We start from the raw sequence: 12,417 nt of genomic DNA, 5'->3' as shown, positions 1-12,417 counted from the left end.
TTGCACTTCAATCCGGACTTATTCGGCCAGCTTGAAGGTGATGAAGCTCGCACGTCCCTGACGCAGCACGCGCATCGATACCGAACGGTTCTTCGGCAGGGCCTTGGCGATATCGGTGAACTGCTTGGCATCGGTGATCGCCTGGTTGTTCAGGTGCGTGATCACGTCGCCCGGCTGCAGACCGATCAGGGCCGCCGGACCGTCCTGCACTTCCTTGATGATCACACCGCCCTTGAGCTGGTCGTTGGCTTTCTTCTGCTCGTCGGTCAGGTCAGCCACGGACACGCCCAGGCGATTGCTGCTGCGCTCGGCACCGGCGGACTTGGCGATATCCATTTCCTTGCCTTCATCCGGGATCGCCCCGACCGTCAGGTCAATGGTCTTGCGCTGCCCTTCACGAACCACTTCCAGCTTGGCCTTCTCGCCCGCCTTCAGTGCGCCCACCAGATGCGGCAGATCGGCCGACAGCTCGATCGGCTGGCCGTTCATGCTGAGGATCACGTCACCGACCTGCAGGCCGCCTTTGGCTGCCGGGCCATCGTCCTGTACCTGGGCCACCAGCGCACCCGCTGGCTTGTCCAGGCCGAAGGACTCGGCGAGGTCCTTGTTGACCTCCTGGATCACCACGCCCAGCCAGCCGCGGCTGACCTTGCCACCGGCCTTCAGCTGATTGGAAACGTCCATGGCGACATCGATCGGGATCGCGAAGGACACGCCCATGAAGCCACCGGAACGGGTGTAGATCTGCGAGTTGATACCGACCACTTCACCATTGAGATTGAACAGCGGACCACCGGAGTTGCCCGGGTTGATCGGCACGTCGGTCTGGATGAACGGCACATAGTTTTCGTTCGGCAGGCTGCGGCCAACGGCACTGACGATGCCCTGCGTCACGGTGTGGTCAAAGCCGAACGGCGAGCCGATGGCGACGACCCACTGGCCCGGCTTCAGGTCCTTGGACTTGCCCAGCTTGAGGGTCGGCAGGTTCTTGCCGTCGATCTTCAGCAGGGCTACGTCGGAACGCGGATCGGTACCGACCAGCTTGGCCTTGAGTTCGCTGCGGTCAGCCAGGCGAACGAGGATCTCATCGGCGTCGGCGACCACGTGGTTGTTGGTGAGGATATAGCCGTCATCGGAGATGATGAAACCCGATCCCAGGGACTGGGCTTCACGCTGCCGACCGCCACCACCGCCACCTTTCCCGCGCGGTTGCGGGAAACCGCGGAAGAACTGCTGGATTTCCGGCGGCAAGCCTTCAAGGCCCTGGACCTGGTCCGAAACCTTGCGGTCCGGCAGTTTCTGGGTGGTACTGATGTTCACCACCGCCGGCGAGGCCTGCTCCACCAACTGGGTGAAGTCGGGCAGCTCCGCGGCCTGGGCCGCGACTGTCTGCCCGAGCAGCAGGACAGCGGCGAAAATGGACAGATAAGATTTCAAGCTTGGTATCGACATACGGCTCCCGTAAACAACGAGCATGGTTAAGCGACAGGTACCATAAAACCCAAGGATGATTAAGCCTGGATTACGGACCGGGAACAACAAACAAGGCCAGGGCCGTTGGGGCCCTGACCTATAGGAAAATTCGGTTTGTTTTGCAAATGAAAATGATCACCGGACATTTCGGCATCTCGATCCCACCGCCGGGGCGGCTGCATGTGAAGACAGGATCGAGTCACCAAGGGTCATGGATCAGCGACTCACTGCTTGCTGGCCTGCGCATCGCCGGCGCGCATCGACAAGGCGATCCGTTCGGCGGTACCGATGGGAATCTCGCCCACCACCGTGACCATGATTTCCCCGCTCGGGGTGGTCAGGCGCCGGGAAACCGCGACAGTGGGTCCCAGCTGGGTACGGGTATCCGTGATGCTGGCGCCGTTGAGGGGTTCGAGGAAGACCGAGAAACGCGCCAGTCCATCGTCATACATGAGGCTGTTGACCTGGGTCTTGGACTGCGGATCGATGCGCGCCGTGCTGCTCACCAGTTCGAAGCCCGGCGGCAGCCAGTCGGAATGCCACAGTTGCGCCACCTTGCTGCCCAGGACCTGGACCTTGGCCTGCGCCTGGTTGCTGAGCAATACCACCGGCTTGCATTCGGCACCGGCCTGCAACTGGCTGTCCTGGGGCACTTCGGAAGTATTCAATTCGGTGAACTGGAAACGTTCGAGCAATTGCCCCTTGTCGTTGATCAGCAACGACTTGAGCGGCAAGCCGGTCTGGCGATCCAGGTGCAATTCGAAACCGTAGCGATGCTGGTCGCGCGGCGTCAGTGACACGATTACCGCCGGACGGCCGGCGACGCGTGACTTGCCGACGACGGCAATGTCATACCAGGCGTTGAGTTTCTGCGGATCCAGCGCACGGGCGTGGGCATCGGGCGACTCGCCGAGTCCGGCGACCAGGGTGCCACTGACACACTCGGTGTGCCCGTCGACGCGTACGACCTCTTGTGCCGAGCCATCCAGTTGAAGCAAGCGCTCACGAACCTGACCGTTCCGGACCAGATGCCAGATGCGGTGGGTCGAGAAACTGCCGTTGCGTTCGTAGACGAAAGTGCCCTGGAAGCTTTGCTGCTGCTCGGCTTGCCCAAGACGTTCCAACCAGTCCTGGGCTTCGTCGGCCTGGGCGGTCAGGATGAACCCACCGGCCAGGGCAAGCGTTAGAAGAGGTAGCGCGCGCATGATCCTCCTTACTTAGCGGTTTTCCAGGCTGGCGGCACGCGCGTAGGGCAGAGCGCTCTCAGTGCCTTTCAGGGCAGCTTGCTGCGCGTGCTGGCGCAGGTAGCCTGGCAGACGCTGGTCCCAGCCCGGCTGGCCTTGCTGCAGCACGCCGTTGGCCATCGGCCCGGTGGGCTCGGAACCTTCAGTATAGCCGGCCAGTACCGCCGGGCCCTTGGCTGTCGGAGCAGCCAGGCCAGGCTGGTTCGATTGCTGGGCCAGTTGCGCGCCGGCAATGTCATCCTGGTTGTAGAAACGCACGCCAGCCAACACCGCCACGGTCACCGAAGCAGCCACGGCCAGGCGGCCGAGGGTACGCCAGGGACCACGGGAACTCTTGGCCGGGACTTCTTCGCCAGCCAGGGCTGCCGATACGGCCGAAGCGATATCCAGGCGCGGATCCAACAGTTCCTTGTGCATCACTGCCCGGGCGATTTGGTAACGAGACCAGGTAGCACGGGTGTCGGCATCGTCAAGGGCACCCAGTACCCGACGCAATTCCAATTCGTCCGCTTCGTTATCCATCACCGCGGACAGCGATTCCTGCAGGGCTTCACGACTCATGACGGTTCCTCTCTTGGCTGTCGCCGCTGTCTCAGGTTTCCTGCAACAACGGCTGCAGGGCTTTATCTATGGCCTCCCGAGCGCGGAAAATCCGGGAGCGCACGGTGCCCACAGGACATTGCATGACGGCCGCAATGTCCTCATAACTCAGACCATCGAATTCACGTAAAGTTAACGCCGTACGCAAATCTTCTGGCAGTTGCTGGATGGTTCGATGGACGGTGCCCTCGATCTCATCCCGGAGCAACGCACGCTCCGGTGACTCGAGGTCTTTCAGGCCATGATCGCCGTCATAGAACTCAGCATCCTCGGAACTCACATCACTGTCTGGTGGCCTGCGACCGCGGGACACCAGATAGTTTTTCGCCGTGTTGATGGCGATACGGTACAGCCAGGTATAAAAAGCACTGTCGCCGCGAAAATTACCCAGCGCACGGTAGGCTTTGATAAAGGCTTCTTGTGCAACGTCCTGGGCTTCATGGGTGTCGTGCACGAATCGCACGATCAACCCGAGAATTTTGTGCTGGTATTTCAGCACTAGCAGATCGAAAGCCCGCTTGTCGCCGCGTTGAACGCGTTCGACCAGCTGCTGATCCTCTTCCTGGGTTAGCATGAACACTCCTCATAGGACTTGAAGGAGGCTGCCATTGCTAATTGATCAGGCTTGCAAACATAGACTCGGGCTTTTGGCAAAAGTTCTCCCCCTTCAAGCAAGTTTCCTGCGGCCCGCTGAACGGACACACACGAAAAACGCAGCTCGGGCTTGGCCGACTGCGTGAATAATCTTGTCGTCGAATTAGCCTGCGAAGCCCTCTCATCAGGCTGCGCATAAAGCCGACGCTGTCCCCTTCTTCCAGGCGCCTGCCTATGGAACCCGGGGGGGTGCAAAAGTTCCCGGGAGCCGCAGAAAGCAATAGCATTATGCTACTTCAGCGAACACAGAGTGCCTGACCCTTGTTATAGCCGAAAAATCATCGTCTTACCGTGCAAAAGCACATGCACGGCGACCCAGAGTGGCGCACACTTCCTGCCCGCTGTAGTTTCACAATGCCACGAAGGCCCGGCTATTGTGCCGATCCCCCCAGCCATATACTAGTGCGCTGTGTGGCGGGCTCCGTGGCCCACCCGGGCGTTTTTCGGATTCCTAGAGATGAGCCAACATTTTCAACACGATGTGCTGGTGATCGGCAGCGGCGCCGCCGGCCTGAGCCTGGCGCTGACCCTGCCGGGCCACCTGCGCATTGCCGTGCTGAGCAAGGGCAACCTGGCCAACGGCTCGACCTACTGGGCCCAGGGTGGCGTCGCCGCCGTGCTGGACGATACCGACACCGTACAGTCCCATGTCGAGGACACCCTCAACGCCGGTGGCGGCCTATGCCATGAAGACGCGGTGCGCTTCACCGTCGAGCACAGCCGCGAGGCCATCCAGTGGCTGATCGACCAGGGCGTGCCGTTCACCCGCGACGAAGAAGCCAACGTCGACGACGGCGGTTTCGAGTTCCACCTGACCCGTGAAGGCGGCCACAGTCATCGGCGCATCATCCACGCCGCCGATGCCACCGGCGCGGCGATCTTCACGACCCTGCTGGAGCAGGCCCGGCAACGCCCGAACATCGAGCTGCTGGAGCAGCGCGTGGCGGTCGACCTGATCACCGAAAAACGCCTGGGTCTGGACGGCGACCGCTGCCTGGGCGCCTATGTGCTCAATCGCGGTACGGGCGAAGTCGACACCTACGGCGCGCGCTTCACCATCCTCGCCTCGGGCGGCGCGGCCAAGGTCTACCTCTATACCAGCAACCCGGACGGCGCCTGCGGCGACGGCATCGCCATGGCCTGGCGTTCGGGCTGCCGGGTGGCGAACCTGGAGTTCAACCAGTTCCACCCGACCTGCCTGTATCACCCGCAGGCCAAGAGCTTCCTGATCACCGAAGCCCTGCGCGGCGAAGGCGCCCACCTGAAGCTGCCCAACGGCGAACGCTTCATGCCGCGCTTCGACCCTCGGGCGGAGCTGGCGCCACGGGATATCGTCGCCCGGGCCATCGACCACGAGATGAAGCGCCTGGGCATCGACTGCGTCTACCTGGACATCAGCCACAAGCCCGAAGCGTTTATCAAGGCGCACTTCCCGACGGTGTATGAACGCTGCCTGGAATTCTCCATCGACATCACCAGGCAGCCGATCCCGGTGGTCCCGGCGGCGCACTACACCTGTGGTGGCGTGCTGGTCGACCAGCAGGGGCGCACCGATATCCCCGGCCTGTATGCCATTGGCGAAACCAGCTTTACCGGCCTGCACGGTGCCAACCGCATGGCCAGCAACTCGCTGCTCGAATGCTTCGTCTATGCCCGCTCGGCGGCCGCCGACATTCTCCAGCAGTTGCCGCAGGTCGCCGTACCCGTGGCCTTGCCGAGCTGGGATGCGAGCCAGGTGACCGACTCCGACGAAGACGTGATCATCGCCCACAACTGGGATGAACTGCGGCGCTTCATGTGGGACTACGTCGGCATCGTGCGCACCAACAAGCGCCTGCAACGGGCTCAGCACCGGGTGCGCCTGCTGCTGGACGAGATCGACGAGTTCTACAGTAACTACAAGGTCAGTCGCGACCTGATCGAGCTGCGCAATCTGGCCCAGGTGGCCGAGTTGATGATTCGTTCGGCCATGGAGCGCAAGGAAAGCCGGGGCCTGCATTACACCCTCGACTACCCGGACCTGCTGCCCGAGGCCCTCGACACTATCCTGGTGCCGCCCACCTACGTCGACTGAACTTCAGCCGCACGCGCAGGCGCCGATGCAGGTCGCTCGCCAGCGCGTCGCGGGGCACGCAGATCGAGCGCGGCCACCGGTCGCCCTGCCTGCGCAAACGCAGCACCACCAGCCAGGGCAATGCGAGGCTGTCACGCTGCAACTGCACCGGCTGCCAGCCAGCCGCCCGACTCCAGAGCTGCCAGCCCCGCTCGTCACGGCGCAAACCGGTAAAAGCCGACGGATGGTCCAGGCGTATTTGCCGCGGCACCGCCCAGGCCCCGTGGAGCAGACACAGCAAAACCCCGGACAGGCTCGCCCAGAGCGGAATTTCCAGCAGGAAACACGACAGCAACGCCAGGCCCAGGGCCCCGAGATACGCCGCCAGCAACAGCCGTGAGGCCTGCCAGCGGCATTCGAACGTGTTACTTGGGCTGAACACGGTCCAGGATCATGCGCACCATGCGCTGCAGCTCCGGATCTTCCGATTCGGAACGCTCCATGAACCAGCCGAACATATCCTGGTCTTCGCATTCGAGCAGCTTGCGATAGCACTCGCGGTCGACGTCATTCAGATGCGCATACACCTCCTTGACGAACGGTACCAACAGCACGTCCAGTTCCAGCATGCCGCGGCGGCTGTGCCAATAGAGGCGATTGAGTTCTACATCTTCGACCATGGAGCGCTCCTCAAATTTGTGCGCAAGTATACAGGCCCGATTGCCACAGCACAGTCGGCTTTGGTCGGGGGCACGCGGCATTTTGTGAACTACCCATTTCCAGGGCGCCCCTCTATGATGTCCGTCAGACCTATTCATGCTGCGAAGACCCATGGCCGATTCCGCTTTTTTCTGCACCCTTTCCCACGAAGGCGTTCTCGCCGTCCGCGGCTCCGACGCCAGCAAGTTCCTGCAGGGTCAGTTGACCTGCAACCTCAACTACCTCAGCGAGACCCGGGCCAGCCTCGGCGCCCGCTGCACGCAGAAAGGCCGCATGCAGTCGAGTTTCCGCATCCTGCTCGAAGGCGACGGCGTGCTGTTGGCCATGGCTGGCGAGTTGCTGGAAGCGCAGTTGGCGGACCTGAAGAAGTATGCGGTGTTCTCCAAGTCCAAGCTCACCGATGAAAGCGCCGGCTGGGTCCGTTTCGGGCTGGGCCAGGCCGACAGCGTGCTGAGCGCCCTGGGCCTCGACCTGCCCGAGGAAACCGATGCCGTGGCACGGGCCAATGGCCTGATCGCCATCCGTGTCTCCACCGGACGCAGCGAGCTCTGGGCACCGGCGGCCCAGGCACAGGACGTGCGGGCGCAACTGGCCGGCCAACTGCACGAAGCCGATCTCGATACCTGGCTGCTCGGACAGATTCGCGCCGGCATCGGCCAGGTCATGGCGCAGACCCGCGAACTGTTTATCCCGCAGATGCTCAACCTGCAGGCCGTCGGTGGCGTGAGCTTCAAGAAAGGCTGCTACACCGGCCAGGAAATCGTCGCGCGCATGCAGTACCTGGGCAAGCTCAAGCGCCGCCTGTATCGCCTGACCCTCGCCGCCGGACAACTGCCGGAACCCGGCACCGCGCTGTTCTCACCGTCCCACAACAGTGCCATCGGCGAAGTGGTGATCGCGGCCACGGCCGGCGACTCGATCGAACTGCTGGCGGTACTGCAGGCCGACGCGGCCGAAGAAGGCAGCGTCCATCTAGGCGACCTGCAAGGCCCGACCCTGACGTTGCTGGATCTACCTTATCAACTGGACCGCGATCGCGAGATTCAGCGCTGACTGCACCGCCTTAGAGAACACAAATGAACAAGCTGGCGGAAAAGGTCCAACAGGATTTGGTAGCGGCCATCGACAACGATGACCTGGTTCTGCCCACGCTCCCGGAAGTCGCCCTGAAGATTCGCGAGGCGGCGGAAGATCCCGAAATCAGCGTCAGCACCCTGAGCAAGGTGATCGGTGGTGACACCGCCCTGTCGGCACGGCTGATCAAGGTGGTCAACAGCCCGCTGTTGCGCGCCAGCCATGAAGTGACCGACCTGCACACCGCCATCACCCGGCTGGGGGTGAACTACAGCAGCAACCTGGCCATCGGCCTGGTAATGGAGCAGATCTTCCACGCCCGCTCCGAGGTGGTGGAACAGAAAATGCGCGATGTCTGGCGCAAGAGCCTGGAAATTGCCGGGATCAGCTACGTACTGTGCCGCGACTACACCTCGCTCAAGCCGGACCAGGCGGCGCTGGGCGGGCTGGTACATCAGATCGGCGTGCTGCCGATCCTGACCTACGCCGAAGATCACTACGAACTGCTCGCCGACCCGTTGAGCCTGGACCATGTGATCGAGAGCATTCACCCGCTGCTGGGCGACAAGTTGCTGCGGGTCTGGGATTTTCCCGAACGGCTGGTCAGGCTGCCGGGCCAGTATCAGGACCTGGAGCGCGACAGCGGTACGGTGGACTACGTCGACCTGGTGCAGATCGCCACGGTGTTCTGCCACCAGGGCACGACGCAGGCCTATGCCAACGTCCCGCTCGGCAGCCTGCCGGCCTTCAAGCGGCTGGGCCTGGACCCGGACAGCGAGGCCTGGATCGAAAAACTCAACGATGCGCGAATGATGTTCAACTAGCCTTTTAGCGTGGCGCCTGTTCCGGCGCTTTCGCGGGCAAGCCCGCTCCCACAGTCTTCCAGCGCACACAAGGCCGATGATCGACCACGAACCTTGTGGGAGCGGGCTTGCCCGCGAAAGCGAAAGTCCGGGCCACACATCAACCCGCGATAAAACTCACCCGCACCTTCAGCCCGCGCTGCTCGCCGTCGTGCAGGCTGATCTGCGCCAGATGCGCCCGGCAGATCTCGCCGACAATCGCCAGTCCCAGTCCCGAGCCCATGCCCTGCTGGTTGCGCCGATAGAAGCGTTCGAAGACCCGGTCGCGCTCTTCCAGGGGAATCCCCGGTCCGTCATCTTCCACTTCCAGCACCGCCGGCGCACTGACCCGCAGGATCACATTGCCGCCGACCGGCGTATGGGCCAGCGCGTTGTCCACCAGGTTGCTCAGCAATTCGTTGAGCAGGGTCGGCTCGCCACGCAACCACACCGGCTCGTCCGCTTCCAGCGCCAACGCCACGCCTCGGGCATGGGCCAGGGGCGCCATGGCCATGCCCAGCTCCCGGGCCAGCTGACTCAGGTCGAGCAACTGCGCGCCGCCCTCGGCAATCGCCCGCGCGCCATTTTCCACCCGCGCCATCGACAGCAGCTGGTTGGCCAGGTGCGTCAGGCGATCGGTGCCCTGGGCCGCGGTTTCCAGGGTGCTGCGCCAGGTATCCGCGTCAGAGGCACGCAACCCCAGTTCCAGGCGTGCCTTCAACGCCGCCAGGGGCGTGCGCAGTTCGTGGGCGGCATCGGCGATAAACTGCCCCTGGCGTTCGAACTGCCGACGCAGGCGTTCGGTGAAATGGTTGAGGGCACGTACCAGCGGCCACAACTCGTGCTGCACCTCCACCAACGGCAAGGGCCGCAGGTCATCCGGCTGGCGCTCCTCCACCGCCGTGCGCAAGCGCTCCAGCGGACGCAGCGCGGCACTCACGGCAAACCACACCAGCAGCAACGCGCCCACCGCCAGCATGCCCAGGCGCAGCAGCGTATCGGCCATCAGGCTACGGGCCATATTGACCCGCGCCTCGTCGGTCTCGGCCACGCGAATTTCCGCCATGCCGTTCATGTTCGGCTCGCTGACCGCCTTGAGCAGGCTCACCACCCGCACGTTCTGGCCGCGGTACTGCGCATCGTAGAATCGCGCCAGGGCCGGATAGTCATCGGTGCGCGGGGTGCCGGGCGGCGGTGGCGGCAGGTTTTCGTAGCCGGAAATCAGTTGCTGGTGGATATCGTTGACCTGGTAGTAGATGCGTCCCGCGCTGTCGTAGGCAAAGGTATCGAGCGCCACATAGGGCACGTCGGCGCTGAGGGTGCCATCGCGCTGCGACAGGCCGGCGGCAATGGTTCGCGCCGACGCCAGCAGGGTTCGGTCATATGCCGTGTCGGCGGCTTCGCGGCCATTCCAGTAGGCACTCCAGCCACTGGCGAGCATCAACACCACCAGCAGCAGCGCAAGGTTCCACAGCAACCGCCAACGCAGGCTGCTGGGCCTATGCATCGCGGTTTTCCAACAGATAGCCGAGACCACGGAAGGTGACGATGGCCACAGCATGGCCATCGAGTTTCTTGCGCAGGCGGTGCACGTAGATCTCGATGGCGTCGGGGCTGGCCTCTTCATCCAGGCCGAAGACCTGGGAAGCCAGCTGCTCCTTGCTCATTACCCGGCCCGGACGGGCGATCAGCGCTTCGAGCACCGCTTGCTCGCGGGAGGTCAGGGTCAACAATTCGTCGCCGAGGGTGAAGCGCCGGGTGTCCAGGTCGTAGACCAGCACCCCGCATTGCTGCTGACGCTCGCCGCCGAGCACACTGCGGCGCAGCAAAGCCTTGACCCGTGCTTCCAGCTCCGTGAGCTCGAACGGCTTGGCCAGGTAATCGTCGGCCCCCAGGTTGAGGCCATGGACCCGATCCTTCACATCGCTGCGGGCGGTCAGCATCAGCACTGGCAGGTTTTTCCCGCGTGCGCGCAGGCGGGCCAGCACTTCGAAGCCGTCCATGCGCGGCAAGCCCACATCGAGGATCGCCACCGCGTATTCCTCGCTGCCCAGGGCCAGGTCCGCAGCGACCCCATCGTGCAGCACGTCCACCGTCAAGCCCGCGCCCTTGAGCGCCTGGGCCACGCTTTCGGCCAACTGCAGATGGTCTTCGACCAGAAGCACACGCATGAATTTCCTACCTCGACTGGGGCTGTCAGACGCCCTTCTGAGCGCGGAGTTTACCCAATAAACCCGGCGCCGGTAGCCACCATCCCCCTTTGTTTATCGGGCCTTCCACACTGAAAGGTTGGTGAAAGGTTAAGCCTTTAGAGTCTCGCTACGGACAGCTCCGGCTGCCGTTTCCTACGCAATACCGTTGTATCCAGAATAGTAAAACCCCGAAAAACGCCACGATGCGTTTTCGCCAAGAATAAGAACAATAACGGAGTCCGACACGATGCTGTCTCTACAGCCCCAGGCTTGTCCGCCTGCCCGCTTTTCCCGCTTCGCTCACACCGCCCTGGCCGGCGCCGCTGCCCTGGCCGGCTTCTCGTCCGTCAGCCAGGCCGCGTTTATCGAAGACAGCACCGCCACCTTCGAAACCCGCAACATGTACTTCAACCGCGACTTCCGCGACGGCACCAGCAAACAGCAATCCAAGCGTGACGAGTGGGCCCAGGGCTTCATGCTCAACCTGCAATCGGGCTACACCGACGGCACCGTCAAGTTCGGCGTCGATGCGCTGGGCATGCTCGGGGTCAAGCTCGACTCCAGTCCCGATCGCACCGGCACCGGCCTGTTGCCTACCCACGATGACGGACGTGCCGCCGACGAGTACTCGAAACTCGGCGTGACCGCCAAGGTGAAGATTTCCGCCACCGAACTGAAAGTCGGCAGCCTGATTCCCGAACTGCCGATCCTCAAGCCCAACGACGGCCGCATCCTGCCGCAGACCTTCAACGGCGGCCTGCTCACGTCGAAGGAAATCAAGAACCTGACCTTTACCGGCGGCCGCCTGGACCGGGCCAAGGACCGCGACGACAGCAACTACGAGGAAATCGCCCTCAACAACAAGAACGGCCGTTTTGTCGGTGGCGCCACCGGTGAACACTTCAACTTCACCGGCCTGGACTACAAGTTCACCGACAAGATCACCGGCAGCTACCACTACGCCCAGCTCGACGAGGTCTACAAGCAACACTTCCTCGGCCTGCTGCTGTCCCAGCCGTTCGGTCCGGGCACCTTCGGTGCCGACGTCCGCCTGAGCAAAAGTGCCGAGCAGGGCGAAGCCCGTGGCGGCAAGATCGACAACAAGTCCTTCAGCAGCCTGTTCAGCTATGGTCTCAACGGCCACAAGCTCAGTGCCGGCTATCAGCGCATGTTCGGTGATAATGCCTTTCCCTACGTCGATGGCGCCGACCCGTACCTGGTCAACTTCGTGCAGATCAACGACTTCGCCGAGGCCGAGGAACGCTCCTGGCAGGCCAAGTACGAATACGACTTCGCCAAACTCGGGATTCCCGGCCTGAGCTTCATGAGCCGCTATATCAGCGGCGACCATATCGCCCTGAAAAACGGCAACGACGCCAAGGAATGGGAACGCAACAGCGAGATCAAGTACGTGGTGCAGAGCGGCACCTTCAAGGACGTCGCGGTGCGCCTGCGCAATGCCACCTACCGCTCCAACTACTCCGCCCGCGACGCCGACGAAGTGCGCTTGCTGGTGAGCTACAGCGTTGCCCTGTGGTAATCGAAAAACCCATAACAACAACTCC

At 62.8% G+C, this 12,417-nt stretch carries 12 protein-coding genes; 4 read left to right on the top strand and 8 right to left on the bottom strand.

What is annotated here, in order from left to right; all coding sequences use genetic code 11:
- Positions 1-18 precede the first annotated feature (18 nt).
- The 4 genes from HX851_RS30770 to rpoE form a co-directional block, all read right to left on the bottom strand.
- On the bottom strand, positions 19-1,452 hold the full coding sequence (locus HX851_RS30770) for a DegQ family serine endoprotease (RefSeq protein WP_177063357.1): 1,434 nt from the start codon (positions 1,450-1,452) through the stop codon (positions 19-21).
- A 245-nt stretch (positions 1,453-1,697) separates the two neighbouring features.
- A complete protein-coding gene (locus HX851_RS30765) occupies positions 1,698-2,678 on the bottom strand; it encodes a MucB/RseB C-terminal domain-containing protein (RefSeq protein ID WP_177063356.1) in 981 nt (326 codons plus the stop codon).
- 12 nt (positions 2,679-2,690) lie between these two features.
- Positions 2,691-3,278, bottom strand: coding sequence for a sigma-E factor negative regulatory protein (locus HX851_RS30760; RefSeq protein ID WP_177063355.1), 588 nt, complete (start codon positions 3,276-3,278; stop codon positions 2,691-2,693).
- Between the two features lie 31 nt (positions 3,279-3,309).
- Positions 3,310-3,891, bottom strand: coding sequence for an RNA polymerase sigma factor RpoE/AlgU (gene rpoE, locus HX851_RS30755; protein WP_017127586.1), 582 nt, complete (start codon positions 3,889-3,891; stop codon positions 3,310-3,312).
- 537 nt (positions 3,892-4,428) lie between these two features.
- Between rpoE and nadB the strand changes: the two genes are divergently transcribed.
- Complete coding sequence (nadB, locus tag HX851_RS30750; protein ID WP_177063354.1) at positions 4,429-6,045, top strand: L-aspartate oxidase; 1,617 nt, start codon at positions 4,429-4,431, stop codon at positions 6,043-6,045.
- On the opposite strand, the gene HX851_RS30745 is transcribed toward nadB, so the two are convergent.
- Positions 6,014-6,466 (bottom strand): protein YgfX, encoded by a 453-nt coding sequence (locus HX851_RS30745; protein ID WP_177063353.1) that lies wholly within the window; start codon positions 6,464-6,466, stop codon positions 6,014-6,016. The genes nadB and HX851_RS30745 overlap by 32 nt on opposite strands.
- The gene (locus HX851_RS30740) at positions 6,450-6,704 is read right to left on the bottom strand and encodes an FAD assembly factor SdhE (RefSeq protein WP_017127583.1); all 255 of its coding nucleotides are present in this window, start codon (positions 6,702-6,704) and stop codon (positions 6,450-6,452) included. The genes HX851_RS30745 and HX851_RS30740 overlap by 17 nt, the downstream gene beginning before the upstream one ends.
- 151 nt (positions 6,705-6,855) lie before the next feature.
- Between HX851_RS30740 and ygfZ the strand changes: the two genes are divergently transcribed.
- Together ygfZ and HX851_RS30730 are read left to right on the top strand one after the other, a co-directional pair.
- On the top strand, positions 6,856-7,797 hold the full coding sequence (ygfZ, locus tag HX851_RS30735; RefSeq protein ID WP_177063352.1) for a CAF17-like 4Fe-4S cluster assembly/insertion protein YgfZ: 942 nt from the start codon (positions 6,856-6,858) through the stop codon (positions 7,795-7,797).
- 23 nt (positions 7,798-7,820) lie between these two features.
- A complete protein-coding gene (locus HX851_RS30730; RefSeq protein WP_177063351.1) occupies positions 7,821-8,642 on the top strand; it encodes an HDOD domain-containing protein in 822 nt (273 codons plus the stop codon).
- A 139-nt stretch (positions 8,643-8,781) separates the two neighbouring features.
- On the opposite strand, the gene tctE is transcribed toward HX851_RS30730, so the two are convergent.
- Together tctE and tctD are read right to left on the bottom strand one after the other, a co-directional pair.
- Positions 8,782-10,167, bottom strand: a complete 1,386-nt coding sequence (tctE, locus tag HX851_RS30725) for a sensor histidine kinase (RefSeq protein WP_177066455.1) — start codon at positions 10,165-10,167, stop codon at positions 8,782-8,784.
- Entirely contained in the window at positions 10,160-10,831 is a 672-nt protein-coding gene (tctD, locus tag HX851_RS30720; RefSeq protein ID WP_177063349.1) for a response regulator, read from the bottom strand. Before tctD ends, tctE begins: the two co-directional genes overlap by 8 nt.
- A 268-nt stretch (positions 10,832-11,099) precedes the next feature.
- Here tctD and HX851_RS30715 point away from each other — a divergent pair, with 268 nt between their 5' ends.
- Complete coding sequence (locus tag HX851_RS30715) at positions 11,100-12,392, top strand: OprD family porin (RefSeq protein WP_177063348.1); 1,293 nt, start codon at positions 11,100-11,102, stop codon at positions 12,390-12,392.
- Positions 12,393-12,417: the final 25 nt, after the last annotated feature.

This window comes from Pseudomonas gingeri, assembly GCF_013385635.1.
Lineage (GTDB): Bacteria > Pseudomonadota > Gammaproteobacteria > Pseudomonadales > Pseudomonadaceae > Aquipseudomonas > Aquipseudomonas gingeri_A.
Note: the sequence above shows the minus strand (reverse complement) of the source record. Positions and strands in the feature narration are given on the sequence as shown.